This window comes from Mucilaginibacter sp. P19, from assembly GCF_050632265.1.
GTDB classification, from domain to species: Bacteria; Bacteroidota; Bacteroidia; order Sphingobacteriales; family Sphingobacteriaceae; genus Mucilaginibacter; species Mucilaginibacter gossypii.
Genome location: NZ_CP192586.1, coordinates 3,208,623 through 3,226,671 on the forward strand (window position 1 = coordinate 3,208,623; position 18,049 = coordinate 3,226,671).

The 18,049-nt window shown below is 42.7% G+C and carries 13 protein-coding genes and 1 pseudogene; 13 read left to right on the plus strand and 1 reads right to left on the minus strand.

The window, feature by feature from the left end:
- Positions 1-63 precede the first annotated feature (63 nt).
- The 8 genes from ACQ86K_RS15665 to ACQ86K_RS15700 all read left to right on the plus strand — a co-directional run bounded on the left by ACQ86K_RS15665 (position 64) and on the right by ACQ86K_RS15700 (position 7,084).
- Entirely contained in the window at positions 64-435 is a 372-nt protein-coding gene (locus tag ACQ86K_RS15665; RefSeq protein ID WP_431200699.1) for an MOSC N-terminal beta barrel domain-containing protein, read from the plus strand.
- Position 436: 1 nt separating this feature from the next.
- Positions 437-937: an MOSC domain-containing protein gene (locus tag ACQ86K_RS15670; protein ID WP_431200700.1), complete on the plus strand. Its 501-nt coding sequence runs from the start codon at positions 437-439 to the stop codon at positions 935-937.
- The gene (locus ACQ86K_RS15675) at positions 934-1,218 is read left to right on the plus strand and encodes a SelT/SelW/SelH family protein (protein ID WP_091163894.1); all 285 of its coding nucleotides are present in this window, start codon (positions 934-936) and stop codon (positions 1,216-1,218) included. The genes ACQ86K_RS15670 and ACQ86K_RS15675 overlap by 4 nt, the downstream gene beginning before the upstream one ends.
- Positions 1,219-1,335: 117 nt before the next feature.
- Entirely contained in the window at positions 1,336-1,770 is a 435-nt protein-coding gene (locus tag ACQ86K_RS15680) for an RrF2 family transcriptional regulator (RefSeq protein WP_090525408.1), read from the plus strand.
- A 240-nt stretch (positions 1,771-2,010) separates the two neighbouring features.
- Positions 2,011-4,101, plus strand: coding sequence for a HEPN domain-containing protein (locus tag ACQ86K_RS15685; RefSeq protein ID WP_091163890.1), 2,091 nt, complete (start codon positions 2,011-2,013; stop codon positions 4,099-4,101).
- Entirely contained in the window at positions 4,101-4,886 is a 786-nt protein-coding gene (gene cobA / locus ACQ86K_RS15690) for a uroporphyrinogen-III C-methyltransferase (RefSeq protein WP_091163888.1), read from the plus strand. The genes ACQ86K_RS15685 and cobA overlap by 1 nt, the downstream gene beginning before the upstream one ends.
- A complete protein-coding gene (locus ACQ86K_RS15695; RefSeq protein ID WP_091163885.1) occupies positions 4,864-6,372 on the plus strand; it encodes a TSUP family transporter in 1,509 nt (502 codons plus the stop codon). The genes cobA and ACQ86K_RS15695 overlap by 23 nt, the downstream gene beginning before the upstream one ends.
- A 1-nt stretch (position 6,373) precedes the next feature.
- The gene (locus ACQ86K_RS15700) at positions 6,374-7,084 is read left to right on the plus strand and encodes a phosphoadenylyl-sulfate reductase (RefSeq protein WP_091163883.1); all 711 of its coding nucleotides are present in this window, start codon (positions 6,374-6,376) and stop codon (positions 7,082-7,084) included.
- A 263-nt stretch (positions 7,085-7,347) separates the two neighbouring features.
- Here ACQ86K_RS15700 and ACQ86K_RS15705 read toward each other — a convergent pair whose 3' ends face one another.
- Entirely contained in the window at positions 7,348-10,296 is a 2,949-nt protein-coding gene (locus tag ACQ86K_RS15705) for a TonB-dependent receptor (RefSeq protein ID WP_091163881.1), read from the minus strand.
- A 339-nt stretch (positions 10,297-10,635) separates the two neighbouring features.
- Here ACQ86K_RS15705 and proB point away from each other — a divergent pair, with 339 nt between their 5' ends.
- The 5 genes and pseudogenes from proB to ACQ86K_RS15730 all read left to right on the plus strand — a co-directional run bounded on the left by proB (position 10,636) and on the right by ACQ86K_RS15730 (position 17,921).
- Entirely contained in the window at positions 10,636-11,715 is a 1,080-nt protein-coding gene (gene proB / locus ACQ86K_RS15710; protein ID WP_090525396.1) for a glutamate 5-kinase, read from the plus strand.
- 5 nt (positions 11,716-11,720) lie between these two features.
- Positions 11,721-12,968, plus strand: coding sequence for a glutamate-5-semialdehyde dehydrogenase (locus ACQ86K_RS15715; RefSeq protein WP_091163879.1), 1,248 nt, complete (start codon positions 11,721-11,723; stop codon positions 12,966-12,968).
- A gap of 760 nt (positions 12,969-13,728) precedes the next feature.
- Positions 13,729-14,816, plus strand: a pseudogene (gene mnmA / locus ACQ86K_RS15720) (tRNA 2-thiouridine(34) synthase MnmA).
- Between the two features lie 233 nt (positions 14,817-15,049).
- Positions 15,050-17,443, plus strand: coding sequence for a type I DNA topoisomerase (gene topA, locus ACQ86K_RS15725; RefSeq protein WP_091163876.1), 2,394 nt, complete (start codon positions 15,050-15,052; stop codon positions 17,441-17,443).
- Between the two features lie 73 nt (positions 17,444-17,516).
- The gene (locus ACQ86K_RS15730; RefSeq protein ID WP_090525388.1) at positions 17,517-17,921 is read left to right on the plus strand and encodes a hypothetical protein; all 405 of its coding nucleotides are present in this window, start codon (positions 17,517-17,519) and stop codon (positions 17,919-17,921) included.
- Positions 17,922-18,049 lie beyond the last annotated feature (128 nt).

Here is an 18,049-nt window from a genome sequence, read left to right on the forward strand (position 1 = left end):
GAAGGATTGACTTGATGGAAAGTCTGGATTCAAACATCCTTTAATCTCCTAATCCCGAAAATCATGCCTCAGATTTCTTATTTTTACCACATGCTACAAGTAAGTGAATTATACATCTACCCTATCAAATCATTGGGCGGCGTTGCTGTGCAAAATGCGGAGGTTACCCGTCGTGGTTTACAACACGACAGGCGTTGGATGCTGGTTAATGACCACGGGCATTTTATAACGCAACGCGAGTTTCCGCAGATGGCCTTATTGAAGGCATCAATCCAATCGGATGGGATAACAGTACATCATCAGTCAAGTGGGTCATTATTAATTCCGTTTAATTGCGAAAGAAAACCTTTGCAACAGTTTGCAGTTTGGGAAGACACCTGTTTTGGACAATATGTAAGCGAAGAGTTCGACGAGATGGTTCAGCGCAGCACTTAATATGAAATGCCGCCTCATTTACATGCCCGATGACAGTGAACGCGAAGTTGACCAGCGCTACGCCAAACCCGGCATGATCACTTCCTTTGCAGATGCCTATCCTTTTCTGCTTATTGGGCAAGCTTCGCTTAATGACCTCAACAAACGTATGCCGTTGCCATTGCCAATCAACCGCTTTCGCCCCAATATAGTTTTTACAGGCGGCAAAGCTTATAGCGAAGACCTGATGAATGAGATTGAGATAGCAGGCATAACCTTTTACGGGGCAAAGCTTTGTGCACGCTGTGTGCTCACTACTATTGATCAGCAAACGGCTGTAAAAGCCAAAGAGCCTTTAAAAACCCTCGCCTCCTATCGTATGAAAAACAATAAGATCATGTTTGGGCAAAACCTGATACATGAAAATACCGGCATAATTTCGGTGGGTGATGAACTTAAGGTTTTAAGTACCCATACCGAAGAAAGATTTATTGTAGCAAAGAAACCAATCACAACTGCATGAAACCAACCATAACAATCGAATATTGCCCTAAATGCAACTGGATGATGCGTGCCGCTTACATGGCGCAGGAACTGCTTACAACCTTTACCGATGACGTAAATGGCGTTACCTTAAAACCAAGCGAAGTGAGCGGAAGATATACGATAAGCGTAGGTGAAGAAACACTATTTGACCGCAAACGTGATGGCCATTTTCCAGAAATCAAAGAGTTAAAACAGGCCGTTCGTGATAAAGTTAACCCGGGTAAAAGCCTCGGCCATTCAGACAGGCATACATTGTAACTTTTATATAACAATGTCTGTATAAAATATCCTTTCTATATAATCTATAATATTACTCGAAAAAATAGTTAATTTAGAGAATATCTTTATTTACCTTTGTGAGTTTTATTTTAGAAAATGCTTTCAAAAAAAACTAAGTATGCTATAAAGGCACTTGTGGTTCTTGGCAAGAACATGGACCAGCCGCCTATGCAAATTTCGAAGATTGCCGAGATTGAACGAATCCCTAAAAAGTTTCTTGAGCAGATACTGCTTGATTTGCGCAATGCAGGGTTTCTTTACAGCAAAAAAGGAGCAGGCGGTGGCTACAGTCTTAACCGCGATCCTAAAGAAATATTCCTGGTAAGCATTATGCGTATAACCGATGGGCCTATAGCCATGGTGCCCTGCGCCAGCTTAAATTTTTACCACAAATGTGATGAATGCCACCAGGAAAGCACTTGCGGCATAAGGGATGTATTTGTTGATGTAAGAGATGCCACACTTAAAATATTAAGCGAAACCAGCATCGCCGATATCATCAAACGCGAAACCACCCTCATCAGCGTTTAATTTTAAAACTTCATAAAACTGTCATAACGCAGTTTTTTTAAATTAAATGCTACTTTTTCCGTATACTATATATATATTTGGGAAATGAATCGTGAGAGCATTAATATTACTTGTCTTAACCAGCTGCCTTATTGCTATATGTGCAATGAGAAAACGAGGCTGTAAACGTAATATTTAACCATATATGCCTCTTTAGCCACAGCCAAAGGGGCTTTTTTATAAAAGATTAATACATAGAATATGCAGAGCTTCAGAACGGAACTGGAGAACCCTATTGTTGAGAAGGATATTATAGATCTTGAAAAAAAGATCCATGCTTTTCGTGAAGGTAAAATTCATGATGAAAAATTCAGAAGTTTACGTTTGGCGCGCGGTGTTTATGGCCAGCGTCAGCCAGGCGTGCAAATGGTACGCATTAAACTACCTTTTGGTAAAGTTAGCTTTAAGCAACTATTGAAGATTGCCGAGATTTCTGACGAGTTTGGGAGCAGTAATCTCCACCTTACCACCCGCCAGGACATCCAGATCCACTATGTAAGTCTTGACCGTACACCTCAGCTTTGGGCCAAGCTTGCACAGGATGATATCACTCTGCGCGAAGCATGCGGTAATACCGTGCGCAATGTTACAGCCTCTCCTACTGCAGGTGTCGACCCAAAAGAACCATTTGACGTTTCTCCTTATGCATATGCTACGTTTGATTATTTTCTGCGTAACCCGATATGCCAGGAAATGGGCCGCAAATTCAAAATCTCTTTCTCGTCAAGCGATGAGGACACAGCGTTTTCATACATTCATGATATCGGTGCTATACCTAAAATAAATGCCAATGGCGAACGTGGGTTTAAGATCATGCTTGGCGGCGGTTTAGGTGCACAGCCAATTTTAGCCAGTATTGTTGAAGAGTTTTTACCAGAAGATCAGCTGATCCCTTATATAGAATCAGTAATCCGTGTTTTTGACCGTTACGGCGAACGCAATAACCGCAACAAAGCCCGTATGAAATACCTTATCCAAAAATTAGGTTTAGACGAGGTATTGCGTTTAGCCAAAATTGAGCGTACGGCCAACAAAGTAAAATCATACCCTATCAACCGGGATGCTATTGATGCCCCGGCTTTACCACCAACTGATAGCTATCCTGAGGTAACCATCAGCAACCCGTTGCGCTATGAGCAATGGCTGGCTACCAACGTTTTTGAGCAAAAACAAAAAGGTTTTTACGGCGTGTATATTAAAGTGCCTGTAGGTGATATCTCATCAGATACTGCCCGTGCACTGGTTAAAACACTGGAGCCATTGGTTGGTCACGAGATCCGCATTACTCAAAACCAGGGTTTGCTTTTAAAATATGTTCAAAAGGAAGCATTGCCTGCTTTATATGAAGGCCTGGCTAAGCTTGAACTGGCTGCGCCGGGTTTTGATAGCATTGCTGATGTCACCACCTGCCCGGGTACAGACACCTGCAACCTTGGTATCTCCAACAGCATGACCATGGCCCGCGTATTGGAGGACCTGATCTATAACGAATACGAAGACTTTATTTATAACCGCGAAATCAAAATCAAAATAAGCGGTTGTATGAATTCATGTGGCCAGCATGGTTTGGCCCACATTGGGTTTCATGGCAGTTCGCTTAAAGCAGGCGCTAAAGTATTACCTTCTGTACAGGTGATGTTAGGCGGCGGTACCGTTGGCGACGGCGTTGGCCGCGCTGCCGAAAGGGTGATTAAAGTACCTACCAAACGTGCTACCGATGTGCTAAGGTGGTTATTGAACGACTATAAAGAGTTTTCACCGGAGGGTGAAACTTACCATGAATATTATGACAGGCAGGGTAAAGATTATTTTTACCGTTTGCTGAAACCACTTGCCGATTTAACTACTCTTACCGATGACGAATATATTGACTGGGGGCACCAGGAAACATTTGTTACCGCTATAGGCGTAGGTGAATGCGCCGGTGTGATCATCGACCTGGTAGCTACCCTCCTGTTTGAATCGGAAGAAAAATTAGGCTGGGCTAACGAAGCTTATGCTGATGGCCGCTGGGCTGACGCTATTTATCATGCCTATAATGTGTTTGTAAGCTCGGCGAAAGCGCTGTTGCTTGATAAAGCCGTTAACAGCAGTACGCAAATTGGCGTGATCCGCGAGTTTGATGCGCAATACGTTGAAAAAGGCGAGTTTGAATTGAACGGGAGCTTTAATGATCTGGTATTACAACTCAACCAAAATGAGCCGTCACAAGAATTTGCCACAACATATTTAGCACAGGCTACAGAATTTTTAAGCAGAAGCAAGGATAAGAGAGAGGCGCTTGTACAATAATGACTGAAACTAATAAAAATATAAAAGAACCACGCATCACACTGGTGGGTGCAGGCCCAGGCGATGCCGACCTGATAACCGTAAAAGCTATCAAAGCTTTAAAAACAGCCGATGTTGTTTTGTACGATGCTTTGGTTAATGAAGAGTTACTTGACTACGCTCCGAAAAACGCTACAAAAGTTTACGTAGGCAAACGTTCAGGCGATCACACCTTTTCGCAGGAAGCAATAAACAACCTCATGGTTGATTATGCCAAAAACTATGGTCACGTAGTCAGGTTAAAGGGTGGTGATCCGTTTGTATTCGGTCGTGGATATGAAGAGTTGATAATTGCCGCGGCACACAATATATCCGCTTCTGTTATTCCGGGCATTTCCAGCTCGATAGCCGTACCCGAATTGCAGCAGATCCCGGTTACTCACCGCGGTTTAAGTGAAAGTTTTTGGGTGGTTACCGGAACTACTGCAAATGGCAAGATCTCGAACGATCTTGTTGACGCGTCACGATCAAATGCTACCGTGGTTGTATTGATGGGCATTCATAAGCTGGCCGAGATCGCTGAAATATTCAAGTTACAAGGCAAGAACAAACTACCCGTAGCCGTTATTCAAAGCGGTTCTACTGCAGACGAGAAGATCGCTGTTGCGACGGTGGATACTATTGTTGATACCGTTGATGAAAGTGAGATTTCATCGCCTGCCATTATTGTTTTAGGCGAGGTGGTATCGCTTCATCCAAAATTCCAACTGATAAAAGAAGTTTATGACGTTGTTGCCCGGGGATAAGAGTTTAACCAACATTCAGGATAAAAAACAGGAAGGTAACCAGCTTTTTCCGGTATTTTTAAAACTGAATGATCTGCATACGGTGCTTATTGGCGGCGGTAATGTTGGTTTGGAAAAACTTACTGCTGTACTTAATAACAGCAACAGTGCAAGGGTTACCGTTATTTCGCGCGAGTTTTTGCCCGAGGTACATACACTTGCATTGCAATATCCGGGCATCCGCATTATACAAAAATCATTTACCGACGACGACCTGAACGACGCCGATATTGTTATCGCTGCTACTAATGATAGCGAACTTAACAGCTATGTTCGCAGCGCAGCACATGATCGTAAATTATTGATCAATGTAGCTGATAAGCCTGCGCTATGTGATTTTTACTTAGGATCGATAGTGCAAAAGGGCGACTTGAAACTGGCCATATCTACCAATGGAAAATCGCCTACTGTGGCTAAACGATTAAAAGAAGTATTGAATGAAAGCCTTCCTGCGGAGCTTGACATCACTTTGCAGCAAATGAGCGAACTAAGAAATACCCTTGAAGGCGATTTTGCCGACAAAGTAAAAAAACTAAATAGCGTAACCTCGGTATTGGTTGAACCAAAACCTGTTAACCGGAAAAATTTCATTTGGCTAATTTGGTCAACCATTATCATATCACTGGCCATTGGTATAACCGCACTTTATTTCAAAGAGCCTAACTTTAAGCACTTCGTAACCGGCATCGATCCTATCTTTTATTACTTTTTAGGAGCCGGGTTTGTATTTGCTATGATTGATGGCGCCATCGGCATGTCGTACGGTGTTACCTCAACCACATTCTCTCTTTCTATGGGTATCCCTCCGGCCTCAGCCAGTATGGGCGTACACCTTTCCGAGATCATGAGTTGCGGTATAGCCGGTTGGATGCATTATCGCATGGGCAACATCAACTGGAAACTATTTAAGTTATTAGTTATTCCCGGTATAATAGGAGCGGTAACAGGAGCTTATCTCCTATCTTCGCTTGAGCATTACAGCATGTATACCAAACCTGTTGTATCGGTTTATACCCTGATATTGGGTATAGTGATATTCAGGAAGGCATTCAATACACAAAAGAAAAAATCGGCCGATAAGGTAAAACGCATTTCGCTGCTGGGTTTAGGCGGTGGCTTTATCGATGCTGTTGGCGGCGGTGGCTGGGGATCAATCGTGTTATCAACCCTGATAGCCGGTGGCCGGAGCCCACGTTTTTCGTTAGGCACTGTTAAGCTTTCACGTTTTTTTGTGGCAATGATGGGCTCAATAACCTTCATAGCCATGGTAAGCAGCGATCACTGGCAGGCTGTCGGAGGGCTTATCTTAGGCAGTGCGCTTGCTTCGCCAATCGCAGCTAAGATTTCTAATAAGATCTCTGCGAAAACTATCATGGTGGCGGTATCAGTAATTGTTATCCTCATCAGTATCCGTTCTATTATCATGTTTATTACTAAGGTTATATAAAATGAGCACTGCATTACAACAAATACAAAGTGTAACCACCGGACTTGGCCCTGTGGAAGCCCTCACTAAATTGGCAGAGCTTTTCCCTGGTGAAGTTATATTTTCTACCAGCTTTGGTTGGGAAGACCAGGTGATCAGTCATATGATCTTTGCCAATAACCTGCCAATTAAAGTGTTTACGCTTGAAACCGGCAGGCTGTTCCGCGAAACTTATTCAGTTTGGGCGGCTACCATGAACAGGTATCAAAAACCTATACATGCCTACTATCCGAATAATGAACTATTGGAAGAAATGGTAAGCAAAAAAGGCCCAAACAGCTTTTACGAGTCGGTTGAAAACCGCAAAGAGTGCTGCGGGATCCGTAAAATAGAACCGCTCAAACGCGCTTTAAAAGGCAACAAAATTTGGATCACCGGCATCCGCGCCGAGCAATCGGTTAACCGTCATGATATGCATGACATGGAATGGGATGAGCAAAACCAACTGGTTAAGTTCCACCCTATTTTCAGCTGGACACTGGACGAAGTAAAAGCCTATATCAAACAATACAACATTCCATATAACTCACTGCATGATAAAGGTTTCCCAAGCATCGGCTGTATGCCATGTACCCGTGCCGTAGCCGAAGGTGAAGATTTTCGTGCAGGCCGCTGGTGGTGGGAAGATCAATCGAAAAAGGAATGTGGTTTGCATGAGGTAACCGCTAAATAAGTCAAAGACGCTTTTTTTATACGTAGGTCAATTGGTTGAAAAATCAGTTGGCCTTTTTTGTTTCCGTCATAATCCCCACTCACTGTCATTGCCACGAAGCAATCGCGAACTACAAAGGCTGGATTTGCTTAGCCCCATTGTATTTAGGGGATTGCTTCGTGCCTCGCAATGACGCTTTTATAATGACGATAGACAAAATAGAAAAGGGGACAAAGCTTATCACTCCATCCCCTTACAAACTATATAAAACCTTATAAAAGCTCTTACTTGTTGTTATTATTGCCTGCTAATAAGCCATCAAGCGTTACCGATACGTAATACAAGCCACCGATTGTCGGGCCGCCTGCATATTGATAATATCTTTTGTTAAAAATATCGGTAGCCCCTAACTTAAATGTTGCATAGTAAGAAGGCACGCGGTAAGTAACCTGTGCATCAACTGTTTTAATTGAAGGCACGGTACCGGTAACCAATGGGCTCTCCCACAGGTACGACTGCTGCCATTTGTAAACCACGTTGAAACCGAAGTTTTTAACCACCTCACGGTTACCGAACGATACATTGCCCGACCACTCCGGGGTATTGAAACCTGTAACAAAAATATCTGAAGCTGTTTGGGCTTTCAGCTTATTGAAGCTCACGTTACCCGATACCGTGTAGTGCTGGTAGAAATTGTAAGTGATACCCGCCGAAGAACCATAATTATGGTAAATATTCTTAGCATTGGTATAAACGCGGTACCTGCTTTGCCCCTGACTGGCTGCGTTACTTGATGTGCCTGTTGTGGGATCGCGGTTAATGTCAAGCATGGCTAATACAGCTGCGTCTGAACCTACGGTAACACCGTTTGGCACAAAAACTTGTACCTGGCCGAGGAAACCATCATAACGGTTGGTGTAAGCGTCAATATCAATGAACACTTTATTGTCGGCTACGATACCTTTATAACCTACCTCAAAAGAAGTAATTTGCTCCGGGCGGGCAGGTGGCAAGTCCGCTACTTTTAACAGGTTACGGTTAGCCAAAGCTGCCTGGTCTGAGCCGCCTGCAGCGTTTACTGCAGCATTGAATGCCACTACCGATGTTTGGGTATAGCTATTGCCAAGGTATCCTAAGCCTTCGTTAATGAATGGCAAACTACCCACACGTTTTACACGACCGTTATTTACGTATGATAAAGCTTCAAATAACGATGGAAAACGAAAACCGTTCTGGAATGTAAACCTGAAGTTATGATTTTGGTTAACGGTATAAACAGCGGCTAAACGCGGTGTAAATTTAGGATCGAAGTATGGGTTACGATCCCAGCGGATTGAGCCGAATAATTTCAACTTCTCATCAAAAAAGGTTTTGGTAACCTGGGTAAATGCACCGTATTTTTTATAGATAACGTCTTTACCGAAAGAGCCATCAGCCAATGGCGTGTTCCTGTCTGCAATAGGACGGCTGAAATCCACGAAGTTATTACCATCCGGCGTAATGCTGTAAACACGTACATCAGCGCCAACCAAAAGGTCAACAAATTTAACCTTCCTGCTCAGGTCCCACTGGGCCTCACCGTTGTACATATGACTTTTTTGCCATAACGCCGCACCGCCTGTTTCCGGGGCATTAGGGATCAGGCTTGATTTAATATCCCAGTTATTGATGCCGATAATGGTTTTCCTCAAAGCGTCAAACTCAGGAGTTCCCGGTTCAACACGGCCTTTATCAGCAGCTACACGGGCAGCTTGTTCGGCTGCAGCAAGATTTGCAGACGTTAATACACCGCCATTATAAGCTTTTAAAGCGTTACCATATAAAGTTGCCCATGCCGAATTGCTGGCGTGGTTAAGGTCAAGGTTATCGGCCAGTGGTTTTACATTAAACGAGTTGCCGGTATTTTCAATCGATTCGTAACCGCGCACCAGGAAGTCTTTCCCTTTTAACTCAATTTTATGGTTCTGAACTGTAGCCCCTTGTAACGAGATTTTATTACCCCGCTGAAACACGCCATCAAGTCTGCCATAGCGATAAGTATAAGATAAGATGGTATTTGGCGATAATTTATAAGCCAGCGTACCATCCAGTTTTAAGTTTTTCACATGCGGATCAACCAGATCAACTTCGTTATAGCCTGTACGGGCTACGGTAAGGTTTGGGCGGGCTTTACCATCAACCGTGATGCCTTTTATTGATACAGTGTTACTGCCTGCGAGTGCGTCGTCACCATACTTATTCCAGCCATCATAAGCTGCGTTGCTGGTACCTGTTAATTCAGGATAAGCAGGGTTGGCCGATTTAAGGTTGGTTGGATTTTGATCAAGACGGGTATCTGATTGCCAATCCTGTCCCTGCATATAACTAAAGTTCACTTTAACGGCAAATTTATTGTTAAATGCTTTGGCATATCTTAAAGCATCTTCGGTAAGCGAACTTGCCCCTAAGCGGTCTTTACCAACATGGTTTAAACCCTGGCGATGGTAAAAGCTTAAGCCCTGGTATTTAAATGGATCTTTAGTGAACAGGTTTGACAAGCCGTTAATAGCATTAGTACCGTAAAGCGCAGCAGCAGCACCCGGAGTAATTTCCACACTGGCAATATCTAATTCGGTTGGGCCAATAGCGTTTCCAAGCGGTACACCCAGTGTAGCCGACTGCATATCAACGCCATCAACCAGTTGCATAAACCTGAAGTTGTTGGGACTGTTGAAGCCACGGGTGTTAGGCACTTTGAGGGTGATACTGGTGGTTGTCATCTGCACGCCTTTCACGTTCTCCAAAGCATCATAAAAACTTGGGCCGGGCGATTGTTTTAACGCCGTGATACTCAATTTTTCGATAGCTACGGGCGAGCGAAGCAATTTTTCCTCCTTACGGGATGCTGTTACTACCACCTCATTAACCAACAATGATTGCGTAGTAAGCGTAATATTTACGGTACTATTGGCATTTTTAATGTAAAACTCCTGCGGCTGATAACCGATCGCGGTAAAAACAAGTGTATAGGGCAATTTGGCACTGGTAGTTAATGAAAACTTACCGGTAGTATCTGTTGATGTTTTATTGGTTGTGCCTTTAATAGATACGGTTGCCCCTATCAGCGGCTTACCCTGGTCGTCGTCAACTTTTCCGCTCAATATATATGAGCCGTTAAGCTGTGCATAACCTATACCCGGCAATAGTACCAGGAAGAGCGCAAGTATTCTAACTAAGTTTGTAAAAATTTTCATGAAGTAATTTGTGGCGGTGGTAATTAAAATTGTGATTTTGGGTCGTGTATTATCGTTGATGGAGGCTATGGCTCAACAACAACACATTGCAGTTAGGAGCTGCATTTTTAACTTGGACAGAACGGCAATTGCATTAAAATGATACATTGTCTATAGAATTAGTCGACAAAAATAAAAATTTAATACTGACTGTCAAGCTTTCCGGTCTGTTTTTTAAATTTTTGATGACTTCCGCGTCATTTCACTATAAAATCCATCACTTTACTGGATATTTCAAAATAAACAAAGCCTAATTTCTCCCAAATTTGTAATATTGAAGCCTCAACCTGTACTATACTAATGGCTTTCAATTATCAACGCATCGTTATCAAAATCGGCTCAAATGTTATTACCCAGGAAAACGGCCTCCCCGACCTGCCGCGAATAACCCATTTGGTTGACCAGATAGCTGCGATAAAAAAGCAAGGCATTGAAGTGATACTGGTTTCATCGGGCGCTGTCGCATCCGGTCGCAGTCTCATTACCGTTGCCGAAAAATCAGATGCTGTTGCGGCCCGGCAGGTTTTGGCCTCTATCGGGCAGGTAAAACTGATCAATACCTATTCACATTTGTTTGAGCAGTTTCAGATCCTGTGCTCGCAGGTTTTGGTTACCCGCGAGGATTTCAGGGACAGGATGCATTACCTCAATATGAAAAATTGCCTTGAGGCATTGCTGCAATATGAGGTGATCCCTGTTGTCAATGAAAACGACGTGGTATCAGTAACCGAGCTTATGTTTACCGATAATGATGAATTGGCAGGCCTCATAGCATCTATGCTAAACGCTAATGCGCTCATCATCCTCACCAACGTTGATGGCATTTACAATGGCGATCCTAAAGCAGCTGGTTCGGCAGTGATAGATGAGGTTAGCGGTAATGAACTTGATTTTTCAAGTTTTGTATCATCTGGCCGTTCGCAATTTGGCCGGGGTGGCATGATCACCAAATCAACCATGGCGCAAAAAACAGCCCAGCTTGGTATTTCAGTGCATATAGCCAATGGTAAACGTGATCAGATCTTAACAGATGTTTTGGAAAACCAGGTTACACATACCCGCTTCATTCCAAATAAAACAGCATCGGGTAAAAAGAAATGGATTGCCCATTCCGAAAAATCAGCGACTGGGAGTGTACTGATCAATGCCGGTGCAAAAGCCGCGCTCATCTCAAACAAGGCAACCAGCTTATTGCCGGTTGGCATAGTGGGGGTAATAACCGACTTTAAAAAAGGCGATATTATTAAACTGATAGATGATACCGATAAGCTGATTGGTTTAGGCATTGCCGAATATGGTGCCGATAAGGCCCGTGAACGCGTCGGCCAAAAAAACCAAAAAGCACTGGTACACTATGATTATCTTTACTTACAAGGCTAAATACAATGAACTATAACAGCTATTTTGATAAAGCACGTGAAGCAAGTCGAAAATCGCCTCTTGCCCCTACCGTAATCAACGGGATTTTGGAGGATGTTGCTGCCGAGGCTATAGCACAAACCGAATATATCCTGGCCGAGAACGAACGAGACCTTGACCGTATGGATCCGGCCGATCCAAAATACGACCGCCTTAAACTTACAGCCGACCGCATCAAAGGTATTGCAGGCGATATGCAAAGCGTAGCCCAACTGGATAGCCCGCTTGGCAAACAGCTTTCTGCTACAGAAATGTCCAACGGTTTATCGATATCAAAAATACGTGTCCCGCTTGGCGTTGTTGGCGTTATTTACGAAGCCAGGCCCAATGTTACCTTTGATGTTTTTGCGCTTTGCTTTAAAACAGGCAACATCAGCATATTAAAAGGCGGCAGTGATGCCGATTTCTCTAACCGGGCTATTATTTCGGTTATCCATAAAGTATTGGCAAAACATGGAGTTGATGTCAATGTGGTTACACTGCTCCCCGCCGAACGTGAGGCTACAACAGCTTTGCTGAATGCTATTGGTTATATTGATGTGCTTATCCCAAGAGGAAGCCAGTCGCTGATTGATTTTGTGCGGGATAACAGCAAGGTACCTGTTATTGAAACAGGTGCCGGTATTGTGCATACTTATTTTGATGAATCGGGCAACGTAGAGAAAGGTGCTGAAATTATTGCCAACGCAAAAACCCGCCGGGTAAGTGTTTGCAACGCCTTGGATTGTTTGATCATCCACTCCGCCCGCTTAAGCGACCTGCCGCAACTGGCACACATCCTAAACGAAAAAGAAGTAGAAATCTTTGCCGATGAACGGGCCTTTGAAGCGTTAAAAAGCAATTACCCCTCCAACCTTTTGCATAAAGCCAGTCCGGAACACTTTGGTACTGAATTTCTTTCGATGAAGATGGCTATTAAAACAGTAAGTTCATTTACTGAAGCGTTAGAATATATCGCTGTAAACAGTTCAAAACATAGTGAAGCCATTATCTCTGAAAATGCAGAAAACATTGCTAAATTTTTAAATGATGTGGATGCTGCAGCTGTTTATGCAAACGTATCAACAGCGTTCACTGATGGCGCCCAGTTTGGTCTTGGCGCCGAGATTGGCATCAGTACTCAAAAACTCCACGCCCGCGGTCCTATGGGCCTGGAAGAACTTACCAGTTACAAATGGATAGTTAAAGGCAACGGACAAACACGCAATCCGTAAAATATCCTGCAAAAAACATATCACATAAAAAAGGTGCTTACTCTGTATAGTAAGCACCTTAACGTGTTTATTCGTATTGTTAAGCGTTACTTTATTAAGTAGTTGGCTGCTGCAATAAAGCAAATAATCACTAAAATTACGCCCTGTAATTTTTGTTCTAAAGTTAATTGAGTTAACATTGTTTTATTAATTAGGATATAGCAAATTTATAATGTAATAGGTCCGTTACAATAGGCGGCATCACTTTTACGTTTTTTTAATAAATAATGTTGCTTGTTTTTATAATAGTCAACTCTACATTTATTATTTAAAATTTTAGCAACAAATGTCTTTTAATGTTGAAATTAGTGTATCACCTACACCTGTTACAAACACACTTTTTACAACGAAATGAACTCTCTGAGCGCCCGTTTAATTCCCTTTTTTAATCAGCCCTTTTTACACTAAGTAGATTAAATTTTTTTGCTTTATTATACAATATTAATATGGTGTTAAGAATATCGCTATCGGGGCATTTTAACTTATATTAAAGAAACAATGAAATTAACAGCGACGAAATCGGGATTTATAAACAACATTTACACTAATTTTGCCTCATATATCACCATCATCTTTACTTAATATAACTCATATAAGATCCTGAATAACAATATTAATTAACTATTAATTAACACAAAATAATGGTTATCTAAACACATTTTACCCTATACTGACTAAGCTTGTGTTAACATAAAAATCAAATAGGTATCTTTGCAGCATTATGAGTAAGCATGGCAGGATATTAGTGGCGATGAGCGGCGGGGTTGATAGTTCGGTGGCGGCAGTGATGCTGCATGAACAGGGCTATGAAGTTATTGGTTTAACCATGAAAACCTGGGACTATGCCTCATCGGGCGGCAGCTCAAAAGAAACCGGCTGTTGTAGTTTAGATAGCATCAATGATGCGCGTGCCCTTGCCGTTGGTTACGGTTTCCCTCATTATATATTAGATATCCGCAACGAGTTTGGCGATTTCGTGATCGATAACTTTGTTGATGAATACCTGGCTGGCCGTACCCCTAACCCATGCGTTTTGTGCAACACTCATATTAAATGGGAAGCGTTATTAAAACGTGCCGATAAACTCGATTGCGAATTTATAGCTACCGGTCACTATGCTAATATCCGTTTGCAGGACAATGGCCGTTACGTGATATCAAAAGGCAAGGATACCAATAAGGATCAATCGTACGTATTGTGGGGTGTATCTCAAAAAATCTTGCGCGTACTAAATTTCCATTGGGAAGTTTTTCAAAGCCAGAGATCAGGCAAATGGCACTTGATATGGGGCAAATAGAGCTTGCAGGTAAAAGTGAAAGCTATGAGATCTGCTTTGTACCTGATAATGATTACCGGTCATTTCTGCGCCATAAAGTTGAAGACCTTGATGAGCGAATTGGCCCGGGTAATTTCGTACTGACCAACGGCACAGTAGTAGGTAAGCATCAGGGCTATCCTTTTTATACCATTGGCCAGCGTAAGGGCTTGGGCGTGGCATTAGGACACCCTATGTTTGTTACGCGCATCGATCCTACCACTAATACAGTTGTTTTAGGCACCGCCGACGAGCTTGAACGCAAACAAGCCTGGGTAAAAAACCTCAACCTAATTAAATATGAAAATATAAATGAGCCGCTCGAAGCCATTACCAAAATCCGTTATAAAGATGCCGGAGCGCAAAGCACCATTCTTCAAATGGGCGAACATATGAAAGTTGATTTTCATCATAATGTATCAGGCATAGCACCGGGCCAATCAGCTGTATTTTATGAAGGAGATGACCTTGTTGGCGGCGGCTTTCTTATGTAAACACCCTATTTCCTGCATTTTTTAAGCTTGACAATGCGAGCTGCCGCATTTGCTTGTTATCATTTTGTTAAAATCAGATTGGTTATTTTGCAAGAATATAATTTCCAAAGGCATTTTCGCGCAAAAATCTCAACTTAAAACATAATTCGCCTTCAATTTTTACACCTTTTACCAAAAACTAATTGGTGTTTCGCTTACTTTATGTTTTATTTGCAAAAACTAAAACTGATTAAATGGCCAAAAACTTACTGATAGTTGAATCACCGGCAAAAGCTAAGACCATTGAGGGTTACCTTGGAAAGGACTTTACTGTAAAGTCCAGCTACGGGCATATCCGTGATCTGGTTAAGTCGGAAGATGCAATTGATATAGCTAATAACTTTAAACAAAAATACGAGGTACCCGCAGATAAAAAGCAGGTAGTTAGCGAATTAAAGAAGTTAGCTAAGGAAGCCGAAATGGTTTGGCTCGCGTCGGACGAGGACCGCGAGGGTGAGGCCATTTCCTGGCATTTGTTTGAAACATTGGATCTGAAGGACACGCACACCAAGCGTATTGTTTTTCATGAGATCACTAAACCGGCCATTTTAAAAGCAATAGATACACCACGTAAAATCGACTATAACCTTGTTAACGCCCAACAGGCGCGCCGTGTTTTAGACAGGTTGGTAGGCTTTGAGCTCTCCCCTGTTTTGTGGAAGAAGGTAAAACCATCACTTTCGGCAGGTCGTGTACAGTCAGTTGCAGTAAGGCTTATTGTAGACCGTGAACGTGAGATCAATAAATTTAAATCAGAAGCAGCATTTAAAATCGTAGCCATATTTGGCAAAGGCAAAGAAGCTTTCAAGGCCGAACTACCTGAACGTTTTTCTAAACAGGGAGATGCTGAAAAGTTTTTACAGGATTGTATTCCTGCCGACTTCGATGTAAAATCATTAGATACCAGACCAACAAAACGTTCACCAGCTGCACCGTTCACCACCTCAACCCTGCAACAGGAAGCAAGCCGCAAATTGGGCTATTCTGTAGCGCGCACTATGCAGGTTGCACAAAGGTTATATGAATCAGGTTATATTACCTATATGCGTACCGACTCGGTAAACCTGTCTGAACTGGCCTTAAATTCGGCGGCAAGCGAGATTGTATCTGCCTACGGCGAAAAATACCATCAGCAAAGAAGATATAAAACCAAAAATGCCAGTGCACAGGAAGCGCACGAAGCGATCAGGCCAACATATTTCAATAACCATTCTATCGATGGTGAATCCGCAGAAAAGCGCTTATATGAGCTGATCTGGAAACGTGCCATTGCTTCGCAAATGAGCGAGGCCCAGTTTGAGAAAACTACTGCAAAAATCAGTATCTCAACCCGTAATGAAGATTTAGTGGCAAACGGCGAGGTAATGAAATTTGATGGCTTCCTGAAAGTTTACCTTGAATCGCAGGATGATGAGGATGAACCACAGCAAGATGGTGAAAACGCAATGTTGCCTCCATTAACCAAAGGTCAGCGTTTAGCTATGCAGGAGATGTCGGCTACAGAACGTTTTTCACGTCCGGCGGCACGCTACACTGAGGCAAGCTTAGTGAAAAAGTTGGAAGAGCTTGGTATCGGGCGTCCGTCAACCTACGCTCCAACTATCTCAACCATTCAAAACCGTGGTTATGTGGTAAAGGAAGAACGCGAAGGTAAACAGCGTAATTTCCGGGTGTTAACATTGAAGGCGGGCAGCATCACCAAAGAGGAAAAAACAGAGAACACCGGAGCCGAACGTGGCAAACTGTTCCCTACTGATATTGGTGCAGTTGTTAACGACTTCCTGGTACAATACTTCAAGGATATCGTTGACTTTAACTTTACCGCCAGCGTTGAAAAGCAATTTGACGAAATAGCGCAGGGAATGAAAGAGTGGACTGCAATGCTCCACGATTTTTATAATCCGTTTCATAAGGAAGTTGAAAATACTATTGAAAAGGCTGATAAAGCAACCGGCGAGCGTGAATTAGGCATTCACCCTGAAAGTGGGAAGAAAGTTTCTGTGAGGATAGGTCGTTTCGGGCCATTTGTGCAGGTTGGAGAGAGCGCTACCGACGAAAACGAAGAGAAACCCCTTTATGCAAGTCTTCGCAGCGGGCAGAGTATCGAGACCATCAGCCTTGAAGAGGCACTTGAGCTATTCAAACTCCCCAAAGTTGTGGGCGAGTATGAAGGCAAGGTAATGAAAGTGGCCATCGGCCGTTTCGGACCTTACATTAGCCACAACAGCGCTTTTGTATCGTTACCTAAAGAAATCGACCCGCATGATGTTACTGAAGAACAAGCTATTGAGCTCATTAACCTGAAGCGCAAAAAGGATGCTGAAAAGCTGATCAAAGCTTTTGACGAAGATCCGGATGTAAAAGTATTGAACGGCCGTTGGGGACCATATATTGAATTTGGTAAACTAAATGTTAAGATCCCTAAAGATAAAGATCCTTTGACCCTGACTTACGAGGAATGCAAGGCACTCGCCGACGCAACTCCGAAGGATGCTAAAAAAGGGCGCTTTGGTAAAGCTGCTACCTCAGCCAAACCCGCTGCAACAAAAGCACCGGCTAAGAAAAAGGCGGCAACTAAGAAGAAGTAGTGAATGGTTGATTAGGTGAATGGTTTAGCATTGAAATTAGACCACTCACCTAATCAACCCAATCGACCAAAAGATGAAAAAAGACCTGCCCGAAAATAATGTAAAGGATATTGCTATTGCGGTAGCATTGGAGAGCGAGAGCGTGGAAAGTAAGGTATGGTATGTGTACCTCATTAACCTTAAAAACGAGCCGATCGAAAACGTGCTCATAACCTCAAAAGGCTATGGGGAAAAGGATGGTGAACAGGTAAAAACCTCTACCCTAAGGCATATGATCCCTGTTGTAGATAGCAAAGCATATAAGCTTATCGAGCCTATTGATGAGCAAACCTTCGGCCTTAATAACGAATATTGGCTAAGCTATTATATAGGCAAAGACATTTTCGACAAGAAATTTATATTCCTTCCTGAAAGTATTGTGGAGATGAATTTTATCAAGATCCCGGTTTTAAATAAGCCTGGAGTTATGATAAAATAATTCTCGCTTTAAATTATTTATTGTCATAAATTTCATAATTTACCTGATAATAAATAAACCTATTCATGGAAAACGGATACAATCAATTCCGCAAACGCCGAACCTTAATCACTGTTGTCACTACCATT